We start from the raw sequence: 25,786 nt of genomic DNA on the forward strand, positions 1-25,786 counted from the left end.
TATGGCACTTCTGCAAATCGATAATCTCACCGTCGAATTCGAAACGGCAAGCGGCTGGTTCCGCGCCGTGGACGGCGTTTCCGTCTCCGTTGAACAGCGGGAAGTTCTGGCCATCGTCGGAGAGTCCGGCTCTGGCAAATCGGTCTCGATGCTGGCAGTCATGGGCCTTCTGCCTTGGACAGCCCGCATCACCGCTGATCGCATGCTGTTTCAGGGCAAGGATATCCAGAAGCTCAGCGCGTCCGAGCGCCGTAAGCTGATCGGCAAGGATATCGCCATGATCTTCCAGGAACCGGTCGCAAGCCTCAATCCGTGCTTCACGGTCGGCTTCCAGCTCGAGGAAGTCCTGCGCATCCATATGGGCATGGATAAATCGACACGTCACGCCCGCGCCATCGAGTTGTTCAAGCTTGTCGGCCTGCCGGACCCGGAAGAGCGCCTGAAGCACTTCCCCCACCAGATGTCGGGTGGCCAGTGCCAGCGCGTGATGATCGCCATCGCTATTGCCTGCAATCCGAAACTTCTGATTGCCGACGAACCGACGACCGCGCTCGACGTGACGATCCAGAAGCAGATCCTCGATCTGCTGATGAAGCTTCAGGCAGAAACCGGCATGGGTCTCATCATGATCACCCACGATATGGGTGTTGTGGCTGAAACTGCGGACCGGGTGATCGTGCAATACAAGGGCAAGAAAATGGAGGAAGCCGACGTGCTCTCCCTGTTTGAAAACCCAAAGAGCAATTACACCAAGGCACTTCTGGCAGCGCTTCCTGAAAATGCGACGGGTGATCGCCTGACCACCGTGTCGCAATTCTTCGATGGCACACCAGCAGCTGCGGGAGAACCGGCATGACCGACACCAAAACCATGCTCGAAATCCGCAACATGAAGCGTGATTATCATCTTCCCGGCGGCTTCATGAAAAAGGCCAAGACCATTCATGCGGTCAAGGGCGTGTCTTTCTCGCTCGAAACTGGCAAGACGCTGGCCATCGTCGGCGAAAGCGGTTGCGGCAAGTCCACGCTCGCCCGCATGCTGACCTTCATCGATGAACCGACATCCGGCGATCTTCTGATCGACGGCCAAAAGGTCGATACACGCCCCGGTCACCTGACATCCGAAATGCGCCAGAAGGTGCAGATCGTTTTTCAGAACCCTTACGGCTCGCTCAACCCACGTCAGAAGATCGGTGATGTCCTGGGCGAACCGCTGCTGATCAACACCAAGCTGTCCGCAGCCGAACGTCGTGAAAAAGCCAACGACATGCTGGTGCGCGTCGGTCTGGGACCGGAACACTATAACCGTTACCCGCACATGTTCTCCGGCGGTCAGCGCCAGCGTATCGCCATTGCGCGTGCACTGATGTTGAACCCGAAGCTGCTGGTGCTGGACGAGCCTGTCTCGGCACTCGACCTTTCGGTGCAGGCACAGGTGCTGAACCTGCTGTCCGACCTTCAGGACGAGTTCGGCCTCACCTACGTCTTCATTTCCCACGATCTATCCGTGGTGAAATATATCGCAGACGAAGTCATGGTGATGTATTTCGGTGAAGCGGTGGAATACGGCACGCGGGAGGAGGTCTTCTCCAACCCGCAGCATTCCTACACGCGTTCGCTGTTTGCAGCGACACCCAAGGCGGATGTCGATTCCATCCGCGCGCGCGTAGCCGCCAAGGCTCTGGCGAAGGCTGGATAAGAAGCTTTTGAGTGCCATGCGTCCTCTCGGGCGCATGGCAATTTCAAAAACTTCCGAGACGAATCAACGCCTTATAAAATAATCGACAAAACCCTCAAAAAAGTTTTCTCCACGGCTGCAAAACTGCGCGCACAATAGTCTCGCGTCCATTGCACACATGTATCGCGAGACATGCGGGCAAATGGAGGCAGGTGCGCTGATGGCTGGCTGTAACGTGCGGGCAGATATCAGTGTTGCCTCACGGTGAAACGATGTGCGATGCGCCGTGTTTCGAAGACCTTGAACGGCTTCGAAAAGGCAAGCTCACATGGTTTCCTCGAAGTAACCTTGGGTGACGGACAGGTTCTTGAACGACCTGTCCCGAGCCTTGTACCAAAAGCCACGCAAATGCGGCCAACCACAGACTAAAACCATACCAGAGACCTTCCGCATTTGCGTGGCACTCTCCGGGTTGAACAAGACGGCAAGCCACGGGCGCTCAGGCACCGCGTGAACGGAAAAGTGCATCCAAGGCAAAAGCAGGGTAAAGACGATTGGCGAAGGGCATATGAGAGTACGGCCGAGCCAATCGCCTTTGATCCTGACGGGAAGACGCACGACCATTCGAGTTTTGCAAAGCAGGCCAAAAACAAAAAAACTCCGGCGAACCGGAGTTTTCTCAATTCATATCTGACGAAAGCGTCTGCGTTATTCCGCAGCGTTTTCGAGAGTGGAGGCATCGCCGCCTTCTGCACCTTCCGTTGCTGCTGCTTCGCCATCTTCGCTGCCAGCGACGCGACGCGGGCGACGTGGGCGTGGGCTGGTGCTGCGGGGACGGCGTGGAGCGCGCTCGGTAGGAGCAGTCGCTCCCTGCGCTTCTTCTTCCACGGCAACTTCCTTGGGCGTGCCTTCGATGACTGGCTGCGGTGCAGAGCTTGCGTCGTAGACAGGCGCGCTCACAGGAGCTGGAACAGGGGCAGCAACAACAGCGACCGCGTTCTCATCATCGCCTTCGCGAGGCTGACGTTCCTGACGGGCAGGACGTTCGCGACGGTCACGGCGCTCGTTTCTGTCCTGACGTTCCGGGCGATCCTGACGCTCTGGTCGATCCTGACGTTCGGCACGCTCAGGGCGTTCCTGACGCTCGGACCGTTCCTGGCGCTCTGGCTGCTCGTTACGCTGAGGCTGATCATTGCGTTGAGCCTGATCATTGCGCTGCGAGCGCTGATCCTGGTGATCATGCATGGAAGATGCAGAGCCCATGCCATCATCGTTGTCATCGCCATCGATATCGTCGCCATCGCGGTCCTGCTGGAACTCGCCGCGTTCATCGCGCTGGAAGCGTTCCTGCATCTGCGCCTGAGCGGACAAGATGATACGGTTATAATGTTCAGCGTGCTGCAGGTAGTTTTCAGCCATGACGCGGTCGCCAGAGCTTTGAGAATCGCGAGCCAGCGTCAAATATTTTTCGGCTATATGCTGGGCTGTGCCGCGTACTTTAACGTCCGGGCCGGAGCTGTCATAACTTCTGGTGAGCGGATTGCCGCCCTTGCGGTTGAAGTTGTTGTTGTTTCCGCTGCCACCACCGCCGCCATTGTTATTGTTGTTGCTACCACGCCCCCGGCCGCGCTTGTTTTGCTGCTGTCCTGGCCTCATCAATTGCTCACCTGAATTCTGTTTTGCTGATAATTTTCATTGTTTCGATGCAATGGCGGAATCATGGGACCATTGCCCTGTTTTCCGAAACTGCCCCCAATCGCGCGCCATGACCCCAAGGACAAGGCGTCGCGTATATCGCCCGGATGCGCAAATGCTGCATCAAGCCGCCTGCGAAGAAAGTTTACTGAGTCACACACCGGGAACGCCCAGCCTTACAGGGACCTCAAAAAGGACCCGCGTCGGGACTGATCTTTACCACGGCGAATCTAAAATCCACCCTCAGCCACCCGGCATGTGGCCGCAAACTAGCCCGCTTCCCGTGGAAATCCAAGCCTTTTCTTTTGCTTTGCAAAATAACCTTGAACAAAACACATATCAGATCGGTCCGGTCTATTTGCGAAAGATCATAGCGCGGTCATTCCCGCCATAATCCCTGATTGCTTCGATACAGCCATAGGCGTTGCTTGCGAATATAGCCGCCACATCCACCTTTTGATCGTATCCGATTTCAACGCCGATAACGCCGTCTTCGTTGAGGAAATCCACCGCTTTTTCAGCAATCGAGCGATAGGGAGAAAGGCCATCCTTACCGCCGTCGAGAGCTTGCATCGGGTCGAATTTGCGCACGTCGCGATCAAGCGTTTCGATGACTGCGGTTTTTATATAAGGCGGATTCGACACGATTATGTCAAAACGGCCGGAAATCTGCGCAAACCAGTGGCTTTCAACCGCTTCGAACCTGGTATCGAGCCCATGACGTTGCGCATTTTTGCGCGCCGTTTCCAGCGCATCCGTTGAAATATCGCTGCCGACGCCTGTGGCTTCAGGACATTGCTGGAGAAGCGCCAGACAGATAGCTCCGGTGCCAGTACCCATGTCGAGAATACGCGCAGCGCCGGTTTTGGCGATGATGCGTTTTACGTGTGGCAGCAGCGCATCCACCAGCACTTCGGTGTCTGGCCTCGGCTCCAATGTGCCCCGAGACAACATGAAATCGAGACCATAGAATTCGCGATGGCCGAGAATGCGATGTACCGGTTCGCCATGTTCGCGTCGCGCAATCATGGCCTCGATCTGCGCCATCTCTTCTTCACTGACCGGGCGGGCTCCATTCAGCACGAAATCCGTCAGCGAAAAGCCGATGACTTCACCGATGAGCAGGCGCGTGTCGGTCAGCGGATCGGCCATGCCGGCGTCAGTCAGACGCTTGCGCATCTGCGCCGCAAGCGCATCAACCGTCAGCGGCGGCTGGTTCACGACTGCTCGCCGAGTTGAGCCAGTTGGCCCGCCTGATAATCGGCTATCAGAGCGTCGACCATCTCGTCTATGTCGCCTTCTATCATGCGGTCCAGCTTGTAGAGCGTCAGGTTGATGCGGTGATCGGTGATGCGGCCTTGCGGAAAGTTATAGGTGCGGATGCGCTCGGACCGGTCGCCCGAGCCGACCTGGCTCTTGCGCTCGGCAGACCGTTCTCCATCCACCTTCTGGCGCTCGATATCGTAAAGGCGCGAACGAAGAACCTGCATGGCCTTGGCACGGTTCTGGTGCTGTGATTTTTCCGAACTGGTGACGATGAGGCCGGTGGGTAGATGGGTGATGCGAACCGCAGAGTCGGTGGTATTGACGTGCTGGCCACCGGCACCGGATGCGCGCATCGTATCGATGCGGATGTCTTCGGCGCGAATTTCGATGTCGATCTCTTCGGCTTCCGGCAGGACAGCGACGGTTGCCGCTGAGGTGTGAATGCGCCCGCTGGCCTCGGTATCCGGCACACGCTGGACACGGTGAACGCCGGATTCGAATTTCAGCTTAGAGAACACGCCGCGCCCGGTGATGGTGGCGATGATTTCCTTGTAACCGCCCGCTTCCCCTTCGCTGGCAGACAGAATTTCCACCTTCCAGCCCTTGGTGCTGGCGAAACGCTCATACATGCGAAACAGATCGCCCGCGAAAAGAGCGGCTTCCGAACCGCCGGTACCGGCGCGAATTTCCAGGATCGCGCTTTTCTCGTCGGCGGCGTCCTTGGGCAGAAGAAGGATTTGCATGTCCTTCTCCAGCGTTTCGATATGCTCGGATATCTCCGGCAACTCGGCCTCGGCCAAATCCCGCATGTCCTTGTCGGTGGATTTATCCGCCAGCAACGCTTCGAGATCGGCAGCTTCGGCTATCGCCTTTTCGTATTCGCGGATTTTGTTGACGACCGGTTGAAGCTCGGAATATTCCGATGCCAGCTTCACATAGACATCGGCGGCTGGACCGGCCGCCATGCGCGCTTCGATTTCACCGAAGCGACGCTCAAGCTCACGCATTTTTTCGACGGGGAGCTTAGCCACCTGTCACGCACTCCAATTGTTGTTGGCTTTCAGATAGGGATAGAATGGGCCGCGGCAAAGCGCAAAAGCAGCTGGCGCGGACTTTCCACCGACTTTTGATCGTCTAGTGCCGCTTCCAGCGCTTCAGACAGTGTCGCGACATCCAGACCCAGCAACATGGCCTTGACGGGACCGATGGCAGTTGGCGACATGGAAACAGAGCGGAAGCCAAGCCCGATCAGTGCCATGGCGGATAGTGGCTTGCTGGCCATTTCGCCGCACAACGTCACCTTCGTGTTGTTGCGAATGCCCGCGCGAACGATATCGCGCAGAATGCGCAGGAACGGTTTGCCGAGATTGTCAAACCGATCAGACACGCGAGCATTGCCGCGATCCACCGCCATGGTGAACTGGAACAGATCGTTGGAACCGACGGAGACGAAATCAACCTCCTGCATCAGCTCGTCCAGCTGCCACATCAACGACGGCACTTCCAGCATCGCACCGAATTGCAGTTTGCGCGGCAGGGAATGGCCGAACTTCGACAGATGCTGCACTTCTTTTTGCAACAGCTCACGCGCGGCTCGGATTTCGGACACTTCCGTAATCATCGGCAGCATGACGCGCAATTCTGCGCCGGAGGCCGCGCGCAACAGAGAACGCAATTGCGTGCGCATCAGACCGGGACGATCCAGCGATAGGCGGATGGCGCGCCAGCCGAGGGCCGGATTTTCCTCCTCCTGTCCACGCATATAGGAGACGACCTTGTCGCCGCCAATATCCAGCGTGCGGAAGGTGACAGGCTTACCCTTGGCGTTGCGAAGAACGCTGCGATAGAACGCTTCCTGCTCCTCGCCCTTCGGCATGGTCGAGGCTATCATGAATTGCAGTTCGGTGCGGAACAGGCCGATGCCATCGGCGCCGGATTCTTCCAGTTGCGGCAGATCGACAAGAAGTCCAGCGTTCATTTTCAGATCGACGCGCACACCGTCCTTGGTGACGGGCTCGACATCGCGCAACGCCCGGAACTGCTCCTGACGCTTGGCACGCAGACGCACCTTTTCCTCATAGGCGCGCTGCAAATCGATGACGGGGCGCAGATGCACCTGCCCGTCATCGCCGTCGATGATAATCGCGTCGTTATTTTCGGCAAGCGCTACGATACCGGCAGCCTGCCCGATTATGGGAATGCCCATGGCGCGGGCAACGATAACGACGTGGCTGGTGACCGCACCGTCTTCCAGCACAAGACCGCGAAGTTTTTCGCGTGGATAATCCAGCAACTCGGCGGCACCCATGGCGCGGGCCAGAACGATGGCATCCACCGGGAAATCCTGCTCTGCCGGGCGACCGCCATAACCGATCAACTGCCGCAACAGGCGGTTGGCCAGATCGTCGAAATCATGCATCCGCTCGCGCAGATAGGGGTCCGTCAGGCGCATCATGCGCGCCTTGGTATCGCTCTGGACCTTTTCGACCGCCGCTTCTGCGGTGAGGCCGTTGCGGATGGCCTCCTCCATGCGGCGCACCCAGCCCTGATCATGGGCGAACATGCGATAGGTTTCCAGAACCTCGCGGTGTTCGCCTTCGGTGGCAACATCGCGGCGCTGGAGCATGTCATCGATCGACAGACGCAGAGAACCGATCGCTTCTGCGAGACGCCGGATTTCGGTATCGGCATCTTCGTTCAGAAGATTGGTGACGACAATGCGCGGATCATGCAGCACGACATGGCCGAGGCCCAGGCCTTCGCCATAGGCATCACCATTGATGGACACGGCCCTTGTCAGGTCCAGTTCCACGCCGGGACGGGTGATTGTTTTCAATTCACCGCTCGCTACGATTTCTGCAATGAGCATCGCGGTTGTTTCGAGTGCCTCAACTTCGTCCTCCCGGTATGTACGGCTTGTCTTGTTCTGGACGACAAGAACGCCAAGAGTGCGACCGGATCTCAAAATCGGGACACCGAGGAAGGAATGATAAATTTCTTCACCCGTTTCAGGCAGATAGCGGAAAGCGGGGTGGGCCTGCGCATCGGAAAGATTGAGCGGTTGGGCGGATGCGGCAATGGTACCGACCAGACCTTGCCCCATTTTCAACTGGGCAAGATGGACTGCGTCTTTATTGAGTCCTTCGGTGGCATAAAGCTCGAGTACGCTGTCAGAGCGCAGCACGTAGACGGAGCACACCTCCGCCACCATGTTACTGGCAATCTGCCGGACAATCTGGTCGAGGCGCTCCTGCGGCTCAAGATGCTCCGCCATCATTTCGCGAAGCCGCTTGAGAAGAACACGTGGACCTGCAGATAGGTCTCTCATCGCGTGTGCTCCCTGACACCTTCACATGCGGGGCGAGATGACCCGCATGGAAGAACCACCAAAACAAAGCCTGCACAGCAAGCCGGACGGCAGGGATGCGCAGTCGATTCACCGTCAACCGTTCAACGTCTCCAAAAGAATCGGATGACGTGTATCGACGTTACAGAATCAACTCTTATCCAGACCGTAAGCAGAATGCAAAGTACGAACTGCAAGTTCCGCATAGGCACCATCAATAAGAATGGAAATCTTGATTTCCGACGTCGTGATGGCCTTGATGTTGATATTTTTTTCAGCAAGTGCCTTGAAAGCGCTTGCGGCAACACCGGCATGGCTGCGCATGCCGATGCCGATGACCGAAACCTTGGCAAGACCGGTCTCGTTCTGAACGACGTCGAAACCGATCTGCGTCTTGTTGTCTTCCAGAACCTTGATGGCCTTGGGCATATCGCCAGAAGGAACTGTAAACGTCATGTCGGTGCGCGAACCATCTTCAGAGATGTTCTGCACGATCATGTCCACATTGATGTGCGATTCGGCCAAAGGTCCGAAAATGGCAGCGGAAACACCCGGCCGGTCCGACAGGCGGCGCAGCGAAATTTGTGCTTCGTCCTTGGCATAGGCGATGCCGGTTACGACTTCCTGTTCCACGATTTCTTCCTCGTCACAAATCAAAGTACCGGGCGGATTGATAAGGTCACCCATGCCCGGCGCATCGGGATCCTCGAAACTGGAGCGCACGAAGGTACGAACCTTGTGCACCATGGCAAGCTCTACCGAGCGAACCTGCAAAACTTTTGCGCCCAAGGATGCCATTTCCAGCATTTCCTCGAAGGCGACTTTCTTGAGGCGGCGCGCCTTTGGCACGATGCGCGGATCGGTGGTGTAGACGCCATCGACATCCGTATAGATATCGCAACGATCTGCCTTGACGGCGGCGGCGATAGCAACGGCTGACGTATCCGAGCCGCCACGACCGAGCGTGGCAATGCGGTTATCTGGCCCCAAGCCCTGGAACCCGGCAACCACGGCGACCTGTCCCTCGCCCATGCGGCGAACGATATCGGAACCATCGATTTCCAGAATGCGGGCAGCGCCATGGGCATTGTCGGTGCGGATGGGAATCTGCCAGCCCTGCCAGGAACGGGCATTGACGCCCATGGACTGCAAGGCGATGGCCAGAAGACCTGATGTGACCTGCTCACCCGAGGCCACGATGGCATCATATTCGCGCGCATCGTAAAAGGATGTTTCGTTGGAACCGGCGACCTTGGGCGTGTTCTGAACCCATTCCACGAGCTCGTTGGTTTTGCCGGACATGGCGGATACGACGACCGCCACTTCATGGCCAGCATCCACTTCACGCTTCACATGCCGCGCGACATTATGAATGCGTTCGAGATTTGCGACGGATGTACCGCCGAATTTCATGACAATGCGCGCCATAGTTTGACCAGTACCATCCCATTATTACCGCCCAAACGGCGGACAAGAGCACAACCCAGTCGGCCCTTCCTAAAAACGGCCTCAGTTGCGCGTCTCATAGCGAAAAGGCATGGGCCACGCAATGCCGTTTATGAACCGTGCGGTACGCCTTTTTATCGGCACGGCGACCCACCAACGGAGTTTCGACCGAGCGAGCGTACCGCTTTGGTCTGTACAAACGTCGCTATTCACAGTATGAGCGCGTCAATTCAACTGGCTGAATGGCCGAAATGGCCCGTATCGGCTGCTTTATGACCCTTATGATCTAATGGTTTCGAGCGGATGCAGGCAGCCCAATATCCGAAAGACGGTAGATGACAGAAACCCAGGGTATCGCCCCGGCGATTGCACAGGCGTTGGAAAAACGCGGCTACAAAGATTTGACTCCTGTTCAGAAGGCAATGCTTGCCCCTGAGCTGGACGGACAGGACGCGCTGGTTTCCGCCCAGACGGGCTCTGGCAAGACCGTCGCCTTCGGTATGGCCATTGCCCCGACGCTGTTGCAGAAGAATGGCCGCTTCGGCCAGGCGGGTGCGCCACTCGGCATCGCCATTGCCCCGACCCGCGAACTTGCCATGCAGGTGATGCGCGAGCTGGAATGGCTTTATGAATTCACCGGCGTTTCCATTGCATCCTGCGTTGGCGGCATGGACATCCGTGCCGAGCGCCGTGCGCTGGAGCGTGGTGCCCATATCATCGTTGGCACACCGGGCCGTCTTTGCGACCACATCAAGCGCAAGGCGCTGGACCTTTCGTCCATTCGCGCCGTGGTGCTGGATGAGGCCGACGAAATGCTCGACCTCGGTTTCCGCGAAGATCTGGAATTCATTCTGGAAGAATCGCCATCCGACCGCCGCACGCTGATGTTTTCGGCGACAGTTTCTCGCAGCATTGCCAAGCTTGCCGAAAGCTACCAGAAGAATGCCGTGCGCGTTGCGACGACATCCGAGCAGAAGCAGCACGTCGATATTGAATACCGCGCCATGGTGGTTTCGCCATCCGACCGCGAAAACGCGATCATCAATGCACTGCGCTTTTACGAAGCCCGCAATGCCATCGTATTCTGCTCCACCCGTGCAGCCGTCAACCATCTGACAGCGCGCCTGAACAATCGCGGTTTCTCCGTTGTGGCCCTGTCTGGTGAATTGAGCCAGAACGAGCGTACGCACGCTTTGCAGGCCATGCGTGATGGCCGCGCCCGCGTTTGCGTGGCGACAGACGTTGCCGCACGCGGTATCGACTTGCCGGGTCTCGAACTCGTTATCCATGCCGATCTGCCGACCAACTCCGACACACTTCTGCACCGCTCCGGCCGCACGGGTCGCGCCGGACAGAAGGGCATCAGCGCCATTATCGTGCCGATGAGCCAACGCCGCAAAGCCGAGCGTCTTCTGGAAGGCGCCAAGGTCAGCCCTGCCTGGGTTCGTCCGCCATCTGCCGAGGAAATCACCCAGCGTGACGGCGAACGTCTGCTGGCCGATGCTTCGCTGACGGAAAACGTGAATGATGACGAGCGCGATTTCGTTGCCAAGCTGTTGGAACAGCACGGCGCCGAAAAGGTAGCCGCCGCTTTCGTGCGTCTCTACCATGCGGGTCGTTCCGCACCTGAGGACATTGCCGAAGTTTCTCTGGATGGAGCCCGCAAGCCACGCCGCGAAGGCTTCGAGACCGTTGAAAACAACGAACCGCGCCGCGATCGCTCCGACTTTTCCGACAGCGGCTGGTTTACGCTTTCCGTTGGCCGCAAGCAGAATGCCGAACCACGCTGGCTCATTCCCATGCTGTGCCGATTCGGCAAGCTGACGCGTCAGGATATCGGCGCGATCCGTATGCAGCAGACCGAGACCTATGTGGAACTTGCCGCCGATGCGGTGGACCGTTTTACCTCGGCCCTCGGCAAAGACATGATGCTGGAAAAGGGCATTCGTGTGAAAGCCATGGACGGCAAGCCCGACATGACCGGTGGTGCGCGCGAAGACACGCGCCCTGCAAAGCCGCAGCGGAAATTTGCCGAAAAGCCCGCAGCCGGTGGCGAACGCCGCACGGATGACAAGCCTTGGAAGAAGAAAGCGGCGGCACCCGTCGGTGACAGGCCGGCGAAGTTCGATGGCAAAAAAGACAAGCCCTTCGAAAAACGCGCTCCCAAGAAAAAAGATCGCACCTAACAAAAACCCGGCGGATATGATCCGCCGGGTTTTTGTTTAATCGTCAGGCCGCAATTAAGGTTGCGGGCAGCCGGGCGAACCGACGATGCAGCCAAACTGCTGACCGCCCTGCTGGGGCTGCGGAGCCTGTGGCGGCTGGCCACCTTCCGGACGGCGGCGGCCCTCGTCGTTCTGACGGCGCTGCTGCTGGTCGTTCTGGAAACCGCGGTTGCGGTCTCTTTCGCCATCACGATTGCGTTCGCGCTCGGCATTGCGATCCCGATCGCCGCCGCGATTGTCGTTATCCCAACGCGGACGATCATTATCGCGATCGCGCATCGGCGGGCGCTGGCGGTCGTCCTGGTTCCAGTCGCCATGGCGCTGCTCCCAACGACCATCATTCGGACCCCGGTCGCGGCGGTCATCACGGCCGCGATCGTCGCGCCAATCGTCACGGGGGCGCGGGCGGTCGAAATTGCCGCGTGGTGGTGGAGCGTTCCAGTAGCCACCGGACGGGCGGCGCCAGCGGTCACGTTCGCGGTAGAAATCGCGGTCGCGGTAGTAGCGATCCCAGTAACGCCCGGCCTCGAAAGTGATGATCGGCACGCCGAGGTCGCGGTAATAACGTGGCTCTACATAGACGCGGTTCTGACGGTAGACGGCCTGAACGTAACGTCCGGCAACCCAGCCACGACCATAGCTGAACGACACGTCGCACCATGGCGTATCCGACAGGCAACCATGGATCGTCAGCGGTGCGCCGTTGGGAATGACCACCACGGCCGGATAGGCGGTGCTGGGACCGGAGCGCATATTGACGTTGGCAGTGGAAAAGCCTTGCGTCGCCGCTTCAGCCAAGGCCGGGGCGGCGATAAGCGCAAGCAGCGCAAAGGCACCGAACAGTTTCTTCTTCATTTCTTCTCCCTCAAGCAAATGCTTGGCAGCCGATATCGGCATGTGACATTTTTGAAAATACGCGCGTGATGATGAACGCAGCATGAAACGAAAATCCCCTCATAACGGTTCCTCTCGTCCGCGCTGCAAGACCGACATGAGGGCCGCCTCTTGACTTCGCGCACCAAGCATCCGACTTCAGGGGGAGAACACGGATGGAGTACAGCCATGAGCGAAACCGCAAAAACGACCATTGACCAGAGCGAAGTGGACCGGTTTTCCGCCATGGCCGCAGAGTGGTGGAGCCCGACCGGCAAATTCCGGCCGCTGCACAAGTTCAATCCCGTCCGTCTCGAATATATCCGCAACCGCGCCTGTGAGAATTTCGGTCGCGACCCCAAGGCACATCGCCCGCTGGAAGGCTTGCGGGTTCTCGATATCGGTTGCGGTGGCGGCCTGCTGTCCGAACCGATGGCGCGAATGGGTGCGGATGTCGTCGGGGCCGACCCATCGGAGAAGAACATCGGTATCGCATCGACCCATGCCCGGGAGAACGATGTCTCAGTCGATTACCGCGCGGTGACCGCCGAGCAGTTGCTGGCATCCGGCGAGAGCTTCGACGTTGTCTTGAACATGGAGGTGGTGGAGCACGTCGCCGATGTCGATCTCTTCCTGACGACATGCGCAAAGATGGTGCGCCCCAACGGACTGATGTTTGCGGCAACGATCAACCGCACATTGAAGGCTCGCGCTCTGGCAATCTTTGCCGCGGAAAATGTCTTGCGCTGGCTTCCGCGTGGAACGCACCAGTATGAAAAGCTGGTGCGCCCGGACGAATTGGAAAAGCCCCTCGTCACTGACGGCATGCATGTCGTTCACCGCACCGGTGTCTTCTACAATCTTTTGCAGGACCGTTGGAACCTGTCACCGGATATGGAAGTGAACTATATGATACTGGCGAAACGCGCCGCTTAACGGCACAGGCCGTCAGTTCACATCATCCGGCAGAAGCGGAAGGGGCGCAACTTCGATGCCCTCTTCGATCAGCGCCATGGCTTCCTGTGGAGATGCTTGGCCAATGATGCCGCGCTCTTCGACTTCGCCGTAGTGGATTTTGCGGGCCTCTTCGGCAAACCTGTCGCCGACATCTTCGGTATTGGCGCGTATGGTGGCAAGCGTTTCCTTGATTTTGGCAAAGGCCTGCTTCTGCGCCGTGTCCAAAGCAAGCGTGCGCGTGGCGTCTTTCTTGCGGGCCGTGGAGACAGATGGCGCCATCAGCATCTTTTCGACAGATGATGAGCCGCAGACAGGGCAGCCGATCAGACCGCGCTGAAGCTGGTTGTCGAAATCGGTGCTACCGGAAAACCAGCCCTCGAACTCATGGGCGTTTTCGCAATGGAGCGAATAGCGTATCACTGCACGCTGCCCCTGGCGCCTGCGTTGTTACTGACCGTATCGAGGTTGAAATCACGGGCATTCTTGAGATTGGGAATCTTGCCGCGTGCCGATGCGACGGCATCCGGATCGATCTCCGCAAAAATGATTTCCTCGCCAGCGCCACCGGCGACAGCAAGAACATTGCCCCAGGGATCGATGATCATCGAATGGCCAAAGGTTTCGCGACCGTCTTCATGGACGCCCGCTTGCGCAGCAGCCACGAGAAACGCGCCGTTTTCGATAGCGCGGGCACGCAGCAGAATTTCCCAATGGGCTTCACCGGTCTGTTTTGTAAAGGCGGCAGGAACGGTGAGGACCTGCGCACCCGCAACGGCTTCGGTGCGAAACAGCGATGGAAAGCGGACGTCGTAGCAAATCGCAAAACCGAACGTCGCAAGCGGCAGTTCGGCGACGCGGGCTTCGGTGCCTGCTTCATAAGCCGCACTTTCACGCCAGCTTTCACCATTGTCGAGATCCACATCGAACATGTGGATCTTGTCATAGGTGCAGATGCGCTCGCCATCCGGCGCGAACAGAAAGCCCCGATTGGCGATCTTGCCGTCGGCGCGGGCAATGGCGGTGGAGCCGACATGGATGTAAATGCCGAGTTCACGGGCAAGCCGTGCAGCCGTCAGGACGATGATATCGACCTTCTCGTCCTTCAAAACGGCGCGAAGCGCATCACGGTCCTTCTGGATTGCGCCCGTCATCTCCGGTGTCTGCACGTAGACGGCACCCTGCGATGCGGCATCACGGATAAGACGCTCCATGCTGGCGGCGTTTGTTATCGGATCAACGCCCGAACACATCTGGATTGCAGCAGCCTTGAAGCTCATCTTATCGGTTCCTTGTCCAGTTGTCATATCGAACATCAGCCTGCCAGCATCGCATCCAGCTTGCCGTCGCGGTCCAGCGCATGCAGATCGTCGCAGCCACCGACATGGTTCGTACCGATGAAGATTTGAGGAAAGGTGTTGCGACCGGATTTGTCCATCATTTCCTGACGATAATCAGGGTTCGTGGTGGCATTGAATTCGGCGAAATCCACGCCCTTGCTTTCCAGAAGCGCCTTTGCACGAGCGCAAAAGCCGCAAAAATCACGTGTATAAATCGTAACGGATGCCATTGGTCTCAACCCTCGCACTATCGATCCTAGCCAGTCTCTCCCGTGTCATATAGGCCCGGAAATCGCCATTGCAAAGGTCAAAACAGTCACATCCGAGGCACCCGCCTTCTTCAGCCTGCGCGCCGCTGCCGCAACGGTTGCTCCCGTGGTGTAGACGTCATCGATCAGCACGATGCGCTTGCCGACAATATCGGCTTCCCGCCCCGGCGCTATCGCAAAGGCGCCTCGCACATTCTGCTGTCGTGCGCGGGCGGAAAGGCCAACCTGCCGGCTCGTCGGCTTGATCCGCAACAGGGTGGAGGATAAAAACGGCTTGCCCGACAGGGCCGCGACATGGCGCGCAAGCTCTGCGGACTGGTTGAACCGGCGGGCGAGAAACCGCCGCCTGTGCAAGGGAACAGGCACGATGCAATCACACGCGGCAACCGTCCCGTCACTCGCCCGCAGCATCCACGACGCCATCAGAAGCGCAAGATCGGTCCGGTCGAGATATTTGAGTTGGTGGACGAGCTTTCTGGCGGGTCCATCATGAATGGTGGCTGCGCGCAGGCGTTGGAATGGCGGCGGCTCGGCAATGGCTTCGGCGCTGAGAATGCCCGGACCGTGATCATGCGCGAAGGGAATGCCCAGCACTTCACAATAGGGCCGTTCAATGAAATTGACCTCAGCCCAGCACTCCACGCAAAAAGCACCGCCGCTTTTGGTCTTACGCCCGCAACCCACGCAGGATGGCGGGTAGACGAAATCGGCCAGCGCGCGCCAGACCATACCCAGCGCACCGAACCCATCCACGTTTGAAAACAGCTTTTGCCCCTGGCCCATGCGGTTGACAATAGGCGCGAACGGGTGCCTTTGCGACAGCAAAGTTTGGATGGATCACGGCATGGACATGATTTTCGACCCGGCGCTGGTGGAAAAGAACCGCAAGCGCGCATGGCGCGTCAGAGACGATAAAGCGCTGTTTCTACTGGACATCGCAGCCGATGAGCTGGCGGACCGGATTGCCATCGTGGAACGGCATTTCGATATGGCGGTCGAGCTTCATGGTGCAACGGGCGTAACGGCACAACGCATTCTGCAAACCGGCAAGGTCGGCGCTGTCATGCGCGTCGAAACAGATGCCGCGTTTGCCGAAGGATTTCAGGAGTTCAAAGTTGCGCCAATCGAGGCACTGCCGTTGGAGCCTGCATCGGCAAACCTGATCGTTTCCCCCCTCACCCTGCATCTGACCAACGACACGCCGGGAACCCTGATCCAGATCCGCCGCGCGCTGAAGCCCGACGGGCTTTTTCTGGCGGCGATCCCCGGCAGCGGTACCTTGCAGGAACTGCGCGACGTGCTGCTATCGACGGAAATTGAGCTGACGGGTGGCGCAAGCGCCCGTGTCATTCCCTTTGCCGATGTGCGGGATGTGGGTGCGCTGTTGCAGCGCGCCGGTTTCGCGCTGCCGGTAACGGACGCCGAAACCTACACGGTGCGCTACGATTCCATTCTTCCGCTGATGCGCGACCTACGCGCCATGGGCATGACCAACCCGTTGATGGACCGGAGCAGAAAGCCGCTGAGCAAGCGCTTCCTGATGCGGGCTGCCGAGATTTATGCCGAGAAATACAGCGATGCCGACGGGCGTATCCGCGCGACATTCTCGATGATCTATGTGTCTGGCTGGGCTCCGCATGAAAGCCAGCAAAAGCCACTCAAACCCGGTTCAGCAAAAGTGCGCCTTGCGGATGCCCTGAAGACAGCGGAAATCACACTGCCTTCAAAAGATGCTGATTGAACAATCTTGGCACTCAGACAACTGCGTTTGCGAATGTATCGGATATGATCTTGAAGATCGCCAGCAGATTATCGCGGATACTTTCCATACCGAAGATGATCGACAGGGAGATGATGCCAACGATGAGGCCGTATTCAATGGCGGTTGCGCCTTGCCGGTCGGCATAGAGGGCTGTCATCTTCCGCACCACCAATTCCGACCTGTCTGTCATTCGGCAAAACCCTTGATCCATTTCGTGAAAGACACGTCACAGTGAAACCAACACTATTTATACCGGAATAAAGTGTGTAATTTGTTACGCACTTTACTAGGATTGCGCGTGCGGTATCTTTGCCATGCTTTATGGGAAACTCGCTGACCTAAACTGTGGCCGAAGCCTTTCTTAAGCCAATGTATTACCGTAAAGATCGATACCGATGTTTGAACGATGAGCCATATGCCCCAGCTTGAAATTGACCAGTCGCTTCAGAATTTCTTCCATAAATCGACCGTCGCCCTTGCGTTATCTTATGCGCAGGATGATCAGCATCTGGCACTGGTCAACGAGAAATTTTGCGCTTTGACGGGTTACAGCGGCGATGATGTGCTGGGCAGGAACTGCCGGATGCTGCAAACCAGCCACAACGGAATGCACGCGAAAAACGAAGACGCCCGCACTAAAATCCACGATTTTCTGCAGGTGGATGGCCCCATGACCGTTCGCACGCCTATCGTGAATTTCCGCAAGGACGGCAGCCCCTTCGTCAATCTGCTTTTCATGTCGAAGTTGAAGGCGACTTCCGGCCAAGTGCGTTACATTCTCGCTTCGCAATTCGATGTCAGCCGCGCCCATGCACATCTGTTGCACGACTATGATCTCGAACTCGACCGCGCGCTGAAAACGATCAAACCGCTTCTTGATGACCACAACATCATGATCGAGGGCACGCTTGCGACGATTGCAAATTCGACCACGACCATTGCCCAGGCAAAACTAACATTGGCGGAATGGGAACAAAACTCCCCCTATTGATCGTTTCAATACAGAATTTTCAAGGACGCGTGTTTGTCTCAAGATTATAATGTTCCTTCAATTCCCGTCGTCGGTGTCGGCTCTTCGGCCGGTGGTCTGGAGGCGTTGCGCGAGATGTTGAGTGCTGCCGAGGTTCCGACCGGGCTTGCATTCGTTGTCGTTCAGCATCTCGACCCTCATCATGAGAGCATGCTGGCAGAACTGCTGGACCGGCATACCGGGTTGAGCGTGCGCCAATGCGAAGGCGGTGAAGCGATAGAGGCCGACACTGTCTTCATCATTCCACCGGGCAAGGGACTGAGCATTGAGCGAGGGCGGCTCGTGCTGAACGATTTTGCCCAGCCGCGCGGCCTGCGCCGGCCAATCGACGATTTCTTCATCTCTCTCGCCAACGATCAGCAATCGAATTCGGCCTGCGTCATTCTTTCGGGAACCGGAGCCGATGGATCGACCGGCCTTCGCGCCATCAAGGAAAATGGGGGGCTTTGTGTCGTTCAGGAGCCTTCGACAGCCAAATATGATGGCATGCCCGTTTCGGCAACCGGCACCGGCCTTGTCGATTTCATCAAACCGCCACAGGAAATTCTCGCCTGCATCGGCGGGTTCTTCTTTCGCAAGAATCAGGGCGCCGATAAAAAAGAAACGCCAAAGATCGCCGATATTGTCGAGGACCTCTGCACGGCTCTTCGGCGTAGCATCGGCCATGATTTTACCGGCTACAAGCAGACGACCTTCGTTCGGCGCGTGGAGCGTCGCATGCATGTGCTGGGTATCGGCAAGGGGTCCGAATATCTAGCCCGTGTCCAGAACGACCATAAGGAGTGCGATGCGCTATTTCGCGATTTGCTGATCAACGTTACCCGCTTCTTTCGTGATCGGCATTCGTTCGACGTTCTGAACGAGATTGGCATCACCAATCTGATGCGGGATGCGGCTGGTAGCGAAGAAGGTGTGCGTGTCTGGATTCCCGGCTGTTCGAGCGGGGAAGAGGCGTACACGATCGCGATCCTGTTCGCGGAGGCTGCCCGGACACTCAACCTGCCATGCAATGTGCAGATATTTGCGACCGACATTGATGAGAGCATGCTCAAAATCGCGCGGGAGGGATCGTATCCGATAGCTTCGCTCGCAGACATACCGCACGAGCTGCAAGAGCACTACGTCATTCCGCACAAGGAGCGTTTCAACTTCATTGGCCAAATCAGGGATATGATCCGCTTTTCCGGCCATAGCCTGATCAAGGACCCGCCTTTTTCCAAGGTGGACCTCGTCTCCTGCCGCAACCTGCTGATCTATTTTGACGAAAAGCTGCAAAAAACGGTCATGCCGCTTCTGCACTACGCGATCCGGCCCGGTGGCTTTCTGTTTCTGGGGTCGTCGGAAACGGTGGGTCGTTTCGACAGCGTTTTCTCTGTGATCGACCAGAAGGCAAGATTGTTCGAGCGCCTGCCCGGTTCGCCCACCTACCCTATTCCGCTGACCGGAGAGCGCAACAATCGCCGTCCTGCCAAACCCAGAGCCGAGGTCGAAAAAGTAACGGGTTCGATAGACGAACTGGCGGCAAACCGTCTGATGGAGCGCTACGTGCCCGCAAGCGTCGTTCTGGATAATGACGGGCAGATTGTTGCGGCTTACGGTCGCCTTAGCCGGTTCTTCGAATTTCCAGTGTCGGGAACGAGTGAATCCAGCGCGGCAACATTGGCACGCCCTGGCGTTAAAGAACAGCTGGGCACGCTGCTGCGACAGGCCAGAGCGGCAAAGCGGCGCGTCGTTGCGCGCAATGTCGAGGTGTTAACAGACTTCGGCACTCTGAAGACCGAGATCATCTGCGACCCACTTGAAGACAACGCCTGTCTCGTGGTGTTCCAGGAATCGGCAACGTTCACGCCGCTCGAAGCCATTGATCTCGTTGAAATGGAACCCGGAGACGGCCATGTCGAGGCGCTGGAAAGGGAACTGCGCTCAACGAAACACCGGTTGCGATCAGCAACAGAGGAGTTGGAGACGGCCAATGAGGAGTTGAAGAGCTCCAACGAAGAAATGATGTCGATGAACGAAGAGCTTCAATCGACCAACGAAGAACTGACGACCGTCAACGACGAGTTGAAGACAAAGGTCGATGAAGTCTCCGTTGCCAACGCCGATCTGCGCAATTTCTTCGATTCCACTAGTCTGGCCGTCATCGTTCTCGATGATAGGATGAGGCTTCGGTCCTACACCAAAGCGGCAACGGCGATTTTTCCGTTACAGCCGACCGACCGCGGCCGCCCCCTATCCGATGTGGCCAGCCGGTACCCCTCGCTGGACTTCACCACACGCGTGAAAAGCGTGATGGCCACCGGTGCCGAATATAACCAGACGGTCATGGACCCTGAGCAGGAACGGACGTTTTCGCTGCGCATACTGCCCTATCGAACTGCCAATGGCGCGATAGACGGTGCGACGATCATCATGACCGACATATCGCACGCGCTGAGCGTCGAGAGCCAGTTGGCGGCCGAGCGGGAGCGTCATGAACTGGCAGTCGAAGCAGCCGGGATCGGCGTATGGGAGTATTTGCCGGACCACGGAGAATTCGTGTTGGGGGGCGCGGCGATGGATCTGCTGCAGACCCGCGACGGCAGGCCTGCGCTGCAGGCCGTCCTGCAGAATTTCAGCGAGCCGGACCGCCAGCAACTGCGCGAAGCGCTGGATTCTGCCGTCCACAACCACACCGGCTTTGAGCTGACCTCGCGCATCATGGGCAATGACGGGCGCCCAAGGTGGCTGAAAACCTTTGCGCGTCATGTTGCCGAAAGCGAGCCCGGCCGGGTGATCGGGGTAAGTGTGGATGTGACGGCTGAACACGAGCTGGCTGAAGCGCGCGAGCTGATGCTGAGCGAAATGAACCACCGCGTGAAAAACCTTTTCGCGATGATTGGTGGAATATTGCGCATGGCAGCGCGCAAACACGAGACCGTCAAGAGCCTGGTGGAAGACGTCGAGGGCAGAATTCTGGCGCTTGGAAGCGCGCATTCACTGGCGTCCAACCAGAAACGCACATCGGCAGTTCATATCAACGACCTGATCGATACCATCCTTGCGCCCTATGACCGGCACGCCGAAATCGACATTCAGGGCGACAATTTCCTCATAGCTGTCAACTACATCACCCCGCTGACGTTGATCCTGCACGAATGGTCGACCAACGCCTTGAAACACGGCATTCTTGGGAAGTCCGGTGGGCATTTGCGCATCAGCTGGGAAGAAAAAGACGATCACATCGAACTGGTTTGGAACGAAATCGGCACGGACGCAGTTGAGAGGTCTGTAGTGGCCGGATTTGGGACGGTTTTGTTGACAAGTGCCGCAAGGCAGATTGGCGGCACGGTCTTAACGGACATCAGCGGGGTGAGCGTCACGCACACCCTGACGATGAGGAACAAGGTAAGACATGACCGATAAAACTGTGTTGCTGGTTGAAGACGAAATCTTTGTCGCGATGGATATCCAGATGACCCTCGAAGATGAGGGTTGGACCGTTGCAGGACCTTTTCCGAGCACCGCAGACGCTTTGTCCTATCTCGACGAGAATGTCCCAACCTGCGCTATTCTCGACGTTCGCCTGACGGATGGCGATGTGTTTCCTGTCGCTGACAAGTTGCGTGAAACGAACGTACCATTCGTATTCCACTCTGGCCATGCCGATGGCAGGGCATTGGAAAAAGTCTATCCTGACTCCGCTTTCTGTCAGAAACCGTGCCTGCCGAGCAGCCTGTTACAGCAGGTAGCGCAACTGTTGAATCGCAACGAGCCTCAAAAGCGCGCTGCCGCCCTTTGAACGATTCACGAAATCGTTAACCACGTTAAAATCCCGGAACGATACAGTCGTTCAATCATTGAAGCCTTATGTACGGCTAAACTGATGTCATAAAGACGTTGGTTTTGCTGTCCTGCGATTCCTCTTTCGAAAGGCTTCCCTGTGAACCAGAAAACATTGGTCGAGGTTTCCGTGCCTGATACGGACGGAACCATGATCCCTTTCGGCATCATGAACAGCGAGCAGGCAGCCGAACTACCCGACGACTACGAGGTTTTGATCGCACATCCAGCGGGCGATCAGAACGAGCTACCGACAGGCCCGCAGGCGGATGTAGCGGTTTAAATGCTCAGTCTGACGCGACCTGTCAGACTCTCGCCGGTGCGTAGAATTTTAAGGCCCGTATGGATGCGTTGCTCCTCAGGCAATTGCAGTGTGCCAGCAGCCATCGAAACAGGCTCCAGGCAGATATAGCGGTCAGTTCGATGCGCGGCGAGATGGCCGAAGACCGCATCGGCCTCCAAAATAAGACAAGAGCCATCACCCTGTACAATTTGAGCTTTGGACCAATGCGCGAAGTGTTTCGTGTAAGCCGGTGTCGCTGACAAGATCGTGGTAAAGCGCGGCGTTGGAGGCTGCCCCGTAGGGACATCACACGCGTCCAGCGGATAGGCCAGTTCTGCATCCGTCGATGCTTCACAAGCGAGATTTGCTGCAAAATAAGGATGCCAGCCAATGCCGGCGGGTGCTGGTATGTCCGCCCTGTTCGTCATCGCAAGATGGATGCTCAAGCCATTCGGATCGAGTGAGAAGGATTGCCGCGCTTCGAAGGCGAAGGGCCACTCGGCGTCCGCTTCGTAGGCAAGCGAAAGAACGACCTGCGTTTCCGTCTGGCTGACAACGCGCCATGAACGTCGGTGCGCGGGTCCATGGATGGCATCGGCGCCGAGAGCGGGATGGGGCGACACATCGTATGTGATGCCCGCACGCACGAAGCGCGCTCCGTAGAGCCTATTGTGATACGGAAACAGCGGATAGGCGCCAGCCTTCGGCCAGTTCCACGGCTCAAAGGCGTCAACCTCGGTCGGCACCAGAACATCACCGACATCAGCGTGGGTGAGATGTGTCATGCGCCCACCCCAAGCGGGCCGGATGCGGGCCGAGAACGGCCCGCTGGCAATCGAAATCACATCAGGCGAAGGCATAAGAGCCGTCTGGCCGCTTCGGAACGCGGCGCTGCCAGTGGATGTAGCCGTCTTCCTGCATGGCCTTTTCATCCATCTCGACACCCCAGCCGGGGCGGTCTGGCCGCAGTTCCAGATACCCGTCTTTCGGCAGATAGGGATCGACCACGTAACGTGTCTCGTCTTCGCGGGTTTGGATATCCGTGCCGCCATAGACGTAGCACTGGCCCTTTGGCAGACGGTATTCCAGAATGCGGAAATTCTGCTGGGCGGCAGAAAAATGTACGTTGACGGCGGTGGCGAGCGGTCCCATCGGATTATGTGGCGCGATGCTGACGAAATGCGCTTCGGCAAGCGTGGCAATGCGGCGCATTTCGGAAATGCCGCCAACGACGCAGATATCCGGCTGGATGATATCCGCGCCCTTGACCTGCAAGAGCCGCAGAAATTCATTGCGGTTGTAAAGGCTTTCGCCGGTGGCCAGCGTGCAGTTCAGACCCTGCTTCAAGTCGCCCCACATCTCGATATTTTCAGGACGCAGAGGCTCTTCGAAAAACAGCGGATCGTATGGTGCGAGCGCATTGCCGAGCTGGCGCGCGGCTGCGGGTTCGAAAATCTTGGCGTGAGCATCGAAGGCGATATCGTAGTCCGAGCGCACGGTTTCGCGAAGTGAGCGGAAATATTCCGCCGAACTTCTGACGACCTCACCCCAGCGATGGGCGTGGATGTCGAGACGCCATGGGCTGAGCTTGAAGGCAGTAAAGCCCCACTCCTCGTTCAGCCGGTCGAACTCTTCCTTGGCCGCAGGTGCATCCGGGGCCGTGTAGACACCGGCATAGACCTTGATACGGTCACGCACTTCGCCGCCCAGCAGCTTGTAAACCGGCACGCCTGCGGCCTTGGCTGCCAGGTCCCACAGGCAATGGTCGAGCGCGGAAATGGCCGACAAGCCCAGCGCACCCGGAGGAAAACGGTTCTGCTGAAGCATGAGATTATAGAGATATTCCACCCGCGTCGGGTCTTGCCCAGCAAGGAAGTTGTAGAGGTAATCGAGGATCGGCGGCAGTGCGAGGTCGGGGCCGTGATTGTAGCACTCGCCCCAGCCGGTCAGCCCGTCATCGGTATCCAGCGCCACGACGACACGCGGACGGTCCTTGTCGCGGGTGACGAATACCCGCATGCGATCGATTTTCATGCTCTTGTCTTCCTCGTGGATTTTAGAAGCCGCATCGTGTCATCCGGCTTTGCTTTCGGTCTTGACGGTAGCAGGCTCGATGTAACGGAAGCGGCGCGTGCGGTCCCGGTCCCGCGGATCGGGGCGTGGAATGGCGGAGAGGAGCGCCTGCGTGTAGGGATGATCCGGCGCGTTGCAGACCTTTTCTGCATCCCCCACCTCAACCAGCTTGCCGCGATACATGACGCCGACGCGGTCGCACATATATCTGATGACGCCGATATCGTGGCTGATGAAGATGTAGGCGAGGCCCAACTCGTCCTGGAGCCGCATGAGCAAATCCAGCACCTGAAATCGGACGGATACGTCGAGCGCCGATGTCGCCTCATCCGCAACGATGATGCGGGGTCGAAGTGTAATGGCGCGGGCAATGCCGATACGCTGACGTTGACCGCCTGAAAAGGCATGCGGGTAACGCTCACGTCCAGCGGGGTCCAGCCCCACTTGGTCCATCAGTGCGCAGACGCGCTCATCCAGTTCTTTGCCCTTGGCGATGCCGTTGACCAGAAGCGGTTCACCAATGACCTGAGCGACCGTCATGCGTGGGTTGAGGGAGCCGAACGGGTCCTGAAACACCATGCGCAGTTCCCGCCGTGCGGCTTTGAGTTCCGCACCCTCGATCTTGGCCAGATCAACCACGCTGCCGTCAGTCTTGCGGTACAGCATCTCGCCGCCGGTCGGATCATAGAGCCGCATGATGGCGCGACCCATGGTGGTCTTGCCGGAGCCGCTTTCACCAACGATGCCGAGCGTTTCGCCCGGCAACAGTTTGATGGAGACGCCGTCCAGCGCCTTCATTTCCCCGAAGTGCATGGAGAGGTTCTTCACCTCCAGAATGGGGGCCGCGGTGATATCCAGCGGCGGGCGGGCCAGCCGTATTTCTGCTTTCTGTTCAAGCTTCAGAACAGAGCCGATCAGCATATGGGTGTAAGGGTCTTGCGGGCTGTGGAAGATTTGTTCGACCGTGCCATATTCCTTGGCAATGCCGTGATGCATGACCAGCACGTCATCGGCAATCTGCGCAACCACGCCCATATCGTGGGTGATGAACAGCACAGCCATGCCATGCGCCTTTTGCAAACGGGCGATAAGGTCGAGGATTTCAGCCTGTGTCGTCACGTCGAGTGCCGTCGTCGGCTCATCGGCGATCAGCAATTGCGGTTTGCAGGCCAGTGCCATGGCAATCATGGCGCGCTGGCGCATGCCACCGGAATATTGGAAGGCGTATTTATCCAGCGCGGTGTCCGGGTTGGGGATTTCGACCTGCCGGAGCAAATTTATTGCCTCGGCACGAGCCTGTGCCTTGTTCATTTTGAGATGCAGGCGCAACACTTCGGTAATCTGGTCTCCGACGGTATGCACCGGCGAGAGCGACGACATCGGCTCCTGAAAAATCATCGAAATATCCGCGCCGCGCACCGAACGGATGGCGCGACCACGCGGGTCGAGCTTTGCCAGATCCAGCGTCGTGCCATCTGCACGGTTGAGGATGATGGAGCCGGACGCGATGTGACCGGGGCTGTCGATAATTTGCAGAATGGAGCGGGCAGTGACGGATTTGCCAGAACCGCTTTCGCCGACGACGCAGAGGGTCTTACCCGGATCAATCGAGAAAGAGAGGTCGTTGACGGCGCGGAACACCCCGTTGCGCACCGGAAATTCCGTGACCAGATTGCGGACTTCGAGAAGTGGCTTTGCAGGCTTGATCGCGTTGATATCGCTCAT

Annotated in this window: 23 protein-coding genes; 9 read left to right on the top strand and 14 right to left on the bottom strand. The window is 57.8% G+C overall.

Annotated elements, in window-relative coordinates; translation table 11 throughout:
- Nucleotide 1 precedes the first annotated feature (1 nt).
- Nucleotides 2-856, top strand: a complete 855-nt coding sequence (locus tag ATO67_RS08890) for an ABC transporter ATP-binding protein (protein ID WP_082760205.1) — start codon at nt 2-4, stop codon at nt 854-856.
- The gene (locus ATO67_RS08895) at nt 853-1,698 is read left to right on the top strand and encodes a dipeptide ABC transporter ATP-binding protein (RefSeq protein ID WP_067647074.1); all 846 of its coding nucleotides are present in this window, start codon (nt 853-855) and stop codon (nt 1,696-1,698) included. Before ATO67_RS08890 ends, ATO67_RS08895 begins: the two co-directional genes overlap by 4 nt.
- Before the next feature lie 687 nt (nt 1,699-2,385).
- On the opposite strand, the gene ATO67_RS08905 is transcribed toward ATO67_RS08895, so the two are convergent.
- From ATO67_RS08905 to ATO67_RS08925, 5 genes are all read right to left on the bottom strand, one after another.
- The gene (locus ATO67_RS08905) at nt 2,386-3,333 is read right to left on the bottom strand and encodes a DUF4167 domain-containing protein (RefSeq protein ID WP_067647078.1); all 948 of its coding nucleotides are present in this window, start codon (nt 3,331-3,333) and stop codon (nt 2,386-2,388) included.
- Between the two features lie 393 nt (nt 3,334-3,726).
- Complete coding sequence (gene prmC, locus ATO67_RS08910; RefSeq protein ID WP_067647351.1) at nt 3,727-4,551, bottom strand: peptide chain release factor N(5)-glutamine methyltransferase; 825 nt, start codon at nt 4,549-4,551, stop codon at nt 3,727-3,729.
- 38 nt (nt 4,552-4,589) lie between these two features.
- On the bottom strand, nt 4,590-5,669 hold the full coding sequence (gene prfA / locus ATO67_RS08915; protein ID WP_067647081.1) for a peptide chain release factor 1: 1,080 nt from the start codon (nt 5,667-5,669) through the stop codon (nt 4,590-4,592).
- Nucleotides 5,670-5,698: 29 nt separating this feature from the next.
- Nucleotides 5,699-7,966 (bottom strand): phosphoenolpyruvate--protein phosphotransferase, encoded by a 2,268-nt coding sequence (gene ptsP / locus ATO67_RS08920; protein ID WP_067647084.1) that lies wholly within the window; start codon nt 7,964-7,966, stop codon nt 5,699-5,701.
- A 168-nt stretch (nt 7,967-8,134) separates the two neighbouring features.
- Complete coding sequence (locus tag ATO67_RS08925) at nt 8,135-9,412, bottom strand: aspartate kinase (protein WP_067647087.1); 1,278 nt, start codon at nt 9,410-9,412, stop codon at nt 8,135-8,137.
- 353 nt (nt 9,413-9,765) lie between these two features.
- On the opposite strand from ATO67_RS08925, the gene ATO67_RS08930 reads away from it, so the two are divergent.
- The gene (locus tag ATO67_RS08930) at nt 9,766-11,616 is read left to right on the top strand and encodes a DEAD/DEAH box helicase (protein WP_067647091.1); all 1,851 of its coding nucleotides are present in this window, start codon (nt 9,766-9,768) and stop codon (nt 11,614-11,616) included.
- Between the two features lie 54 nt (nt 11,617-11,670).
- Here ATO67_RS08930 and ATO67_RS08935 read toward each other — a convergent pair whose 3' ends face one another.
- A complete protein-coding gene (locus ATO67_RS08935; RefSeq protein ID WP_067647353.1) occupies nt 11,671-12,510 on the bottom strand; it encodes an SH3 domain-containing protein in 840 nt (279 codons plus the stop codon).
- Nucleotides 12,511-12,717: 207 nt separating this feature from the next.
- Between ATO67_RS08935 and ubiG the strand changes: the two genes are divergently transcribed.
- Entirely contained in the window at nt 12,718-13,464 is a 747-nt protein-coding gene (ubiG, locus tag ATO67_RS08940; protein WP_067647094.1) for a bifunctional 2-polyprenyl-6-hydroxyphenol methylase/3-demethylubiquinol 3-O-methyltransferase UbiG, read from the top strand.
- Nucleotides 13,465-13,476: 12 nt separating this feature from the next.
- Here the strand turns inward: ubiG and ATO67_RS08945 are convergent, their stop codons facing one another.
- The 4 genes from ATO67_RS08945 to ATO67_RS08960 are packed head-to-tail and all read right to left on the bottom strand — an operon-like array spanning nt 13,477 to nt 15,874.
- Nucleotides 13,477-13,905 (bottom strand): DUF1178 family protein, encoded by a 429-nt coding sequence (locus tag ATO67_RS08945; RefSeq protein WP_067647097.1) that lies wholly within the window; start codon nt 13,903-13,905, stop codon nt 13,477-13,479.
- Nucleotides 13,902-14,762: a carbon-nitrogen hydrolase family protein gene (locus ATO67_RS08950; protein ID WP_067647356.1), complete on the bottom strand. Its 861-nt coding sequence runs from the start codon at nt 14,760-14,762 to the stop codon at nt 13,902-13,904. Before ATO67_RS08950 ends, ATO67_RS08945 begins: the two co-directional genes overlap by 4 nt.
- 35 nt (nt 14,763-14,797) lie before the next feature.
- Nucleotides 14,798-15,052 carry a glutaredoxin 3 gene (grxC, locus tag ATO67_RS08955; protein ID WP_067647100.1) on the bottom strand — a complete coding sequence of 85 codons (255 nt, stop codon included), beginning with the start codon at nt 15,050-15,052 and terminating at the stop codon, nt 14,798-14,800.
- A 45-nt stretch (nt 15,053-15,097) separates the two neighbouring features.
- Nucleotides 15,098-15,874 carry a ComF family protein gene (locus ATO67_RS08960; RefSeq protein ID WP_067647103.1) on the bottom strand — a complete coding sequence of 259 codons (777 nt, stop codon included), beginning with the start codon at nt 15,872-15,874 and terminating at the stop codon, nt 15,098-15,100.
- Between the two features lie 61 nt (nt 15,875-15,935).
- On the opposite strand from ATO67_RS08960, the gene ATO67_RS08965 reads away from it, so the two are divergent.
- Nucleotides 15,936-16,832 (top strand): methyltransferase domain-containing protein, encoded by an 897-nt coding sequence (locus ATO67_RS08965; protein ID WP_067647359.1) that lies wholly within the window; start codon nt 15,936-15,938, stop codon nt 16,830-16,832.
- A 13-nt stretch (nt 16,833-16,845) separates the two neighbouring features.
- Here the strand turns inward: ATO67_RS08965 and ATO67_RS08970 are convergent, their stop codons facing one another.
- Nucleotides 16,846-17,043, bottom strand: a complete 198-nt coding sequence (locus ATO67_RS08970) for a Flp family type IVb pilin (RefSeq protein ID WP_067647106.1) — start codon at nt 17,041-17,043, stop codon at nt 16,846-16,848.
- Between the two features lie 225 nt (nt 17,044-17,268).
- Between ATO67_RS08970 and ATO67_RS08975 the strand changes: the two genes are divergently transcribed.
- The 4 genes from ATO67_RS08975 to ATO67_RS08990 all read left to right on the top strand — a co-directional run bounded on the left by ATO67_RS08975 (nt 17,269) and on the right by ATO67_RS08990 (nt 21,988).
- Entirely contained in the window at nt 17,269-17,844 is a 576-nt protein-coding gene (locus tag ATO67_RS08975) for a PAS domain-containing protein (protein WP_067647109.1), read from the top strand.
- Between the two features lie 33 nt (nt 17,845-17,877).
- Nucleotides 17,878-21,288: a chemotaxis protein CheB gene (locus ATO67_RS08980; RefSeq protein WP_245303939.1), complete on the top strand. Its 3,411-nt coding sequence runs from the start codon at nt 17,878-17,880 to the stop codon at nt 21,286-21,288.
- Nucleotides 21,278-21,664: a response regulator gene (locus ATO67_RS08985; RefSeq protein WP_170063891.1), complete on the top strand. Its 387-nt coding sequence runs from the start codon at nt 21,278-21,280 to the stop codon at nt 21,662-21,664. The genes ATO67_RS08980 and ATO67_RS08985 overlap by 11 nt, the downstream gene beginning before the upstream one ends.
- Nucleotides 21,665-21,805: 141 nt before the next feature.
- Complete coding sequence (locus tag ATO67_RS08990) at nt 21,806-21,988, top strand: hypothetical protein (RefSeq protein ID WP_067647112.1); 183 nt, start codon at nt 21,806-21,808, stop codon at nt 21,986-21,988.
- Here the strand turns inward: ATO67_RS08990 and ATO67_RS08995 are convergent.
- Genes ATO67_RS08995 through ATO67_RS09005 form a run of 3 tightly spaced genes read right to left on the bottom strand, consistent with a single transcriptional unit; the run spans nt 21,985 to nt 25,786 of the window.
- Nucleotides 21,985-22,848 carry an aldose epimerase family protein gene (locus tag ATO67_RS08995; protein WP_067647115.1) on the bottom strand — a complete coding sequence of 288 codons (864 nt, stop codon included), beginning with the start codon at nt 22,846-22,848 and terminating at the stop codon, nt 21,985-21,987. The genes ATO67_RS08990 and ATO67_RS08995 overlap by 4 nt on opposite strands.
- Complete coding sequence (locus tag ATO67_RS09000) at nt 22,835-24,022, bottom strand: galactarate dehydratase (protein ID WP_067647118.1); 1,188 nt, start codon at nt 24,020-24,022, stop codon at nt 22,835-22,837. Before ATO67_RS09000 ends, ATO67_RS08995 begins: the two co-directional genes overlap by 14 nt.
- 39 nt (nt 24,023-24,061) lie before the next feature.
- Nucleotides 24,062-25,786: an ABC transporter ATP-binding protein gene (locus ATO67_RS09005; protein WP_067647121.1), complete on the bottom strand. Its 1,725-nt coding sequence runs from the start codon at nt 25,784-25,786 to the stop codon at nt 24,062-24,064.

Source organism: Agrobacterium bohemicum (assembly GCF_001562555.1).
Lineage (GTDB): Bacteria > Pseudomonadota > Alphaproteobacteria > Rhizobiales > Rhizobiaceae > Agrobacterium > Agrobacterium bohemicum.

What these genes read in the sequence shown, in the direction of transcription:
- ATO67_RS08965 (WP_067647359.1), top strand. Translation starts at nt 15,936, where the DNA reads ATGGACATGATTTTCGACCCGGCGCTGGTGGAAAAGAACCGCAAGCGC.
- ATO67_RS08995 (WP_067647115.1), bottom strand. Translation starts at nt 22,848, where the DNA reads ATGCCTTCGCCTGATGTGATTTCGATTGCCAGCGGGCCGTTCTCGGCC.
- ATO67_RS08985 (WP_170063891.1), top strand. Translation starts at nt 21,278, where the DNA reads ATGACCGATAAAACTGTGTTGCTGGTTGAAGACGAAATCTTTGTCGCG.
- ATO67_RS08970 (WP_067647106.1), bottom strand. Translation starts at nt 17,043, where the DNA reads ATGACAGACAGGTCGGAATTGGTGGTGCGGAAGATGACAGCCCTCTAT.
- ATO67_RS09000 (WP_067647118.1), bottom strand. Translation starts at nt 24,022, where the DNA reads ATGAAAATCGATCGCATGCGGGTATTCGTCACCCGCGACAAGGACCGT.
- ATO67_RS08890 (WP_082760205.1), top strand. Translation starts at nt 2, where the DNA reads ATGGCACTTCTGCAAATCGATAATCTCACCGTCGAATTCGAAACGGCA.
- ATO67_RS08905 (WP_067647078.1), bottom strand. Translation starts at nt 3,333, where the DNA reads ATGAGGCCAGGACAGCAGCAAAACAAGCGCGGCCGGGGGCGTGGTAGC.
- ATO67_RS08975 (WP_067647109.1), top strand. Translation starts at nt 17,269, where the DNA reads ATGCCCCAGCTTGAAATTGACCAGTCGCTTCAGAATTTCTTCCATAAA.
- ptsP (WP_067647084.1), bottom strand. Translation starts at nt 7,966, where the DNA reads ATGAGAGACCTATCTGCAGGTCCACGTGTTCTTCTCAAGCGGCTTCGC.
- ATO67_RS08930 (WP_067647091.1), top strand. Translation starts at nt 9,766, where the DNA reads ATGACAGAAACCCAGGGTATCGCCCCGGCGATTGCACAGGCGTTGGAA.
- ATO67_RS08925 (WP_067647087.1), bottom strand. Translation starts at nt 9,412, where the DNA reads ATGGCGCGCATTGTCATGAAATTCGGCGGTACATCCGTCGCAAATCTC.
- prmC (WP_067647351.1), bottom strand. Translation starts at nt 4,551, where the DNA reads ATGCGCAAGCGTCTGACTGACGCCGGCATGGCCGATCCGCTGACCGAC.
- ATO67_RS08935 (WP_067647353.1), bottom strand. Translation starts at nt 12,510, where the DNA reads ATGAAGAAGAAACTGTTCGGTGCCTTTGCGCTGCTTGCGCTTATCGCC.
- ATO67_RS08950 (WP_067647356.1), bottom strand. Translation starts at nt 14,762, where the DNA reads ATGAGCTTCAAGGCTGCTGCAATCCAGATGTGTTCGGGCGTTGATCCG.
- ATO67_RS09005 (WP_067647121.1), bottom strand. Translation starts at nt 25,786, where the DNA reads ATGAGCGATATCAACGCGATCAAGCCTGCAAAGCCACTTCTCGAAGTC.
- grxC (WP_067647100.1), bottom strand. Translation starts at nt 15,052, where the DNA reads ATGGCATCCGTTACGATTTATACACGTGATTTTTGCGGCTTTTGCGCT.
- ubiG (WP_067647094.1), top strand. Translation starts at nt 12,718, where the DNA reads ATGAGCGAAACCGCAAAAACGACCATTGACCAGAGCGAAGTGGACCGG.
- ATO67_RS08960 (WP_067647103.1), bottom strand. Translation starts at nt 15,874, where the DNA reads ATGGGCCAGGGGCAAAAGCTGTTTTCAAACGTGGATGGGTTCGGTGCG.
- ATO67_RS08895 (WP_067647074.1), top strand. Translation starts at nt 853, where the DNA reads ATGACCGACACCAAAACCATGCTCGAAATCCGCAACATGAAGCGTGAT.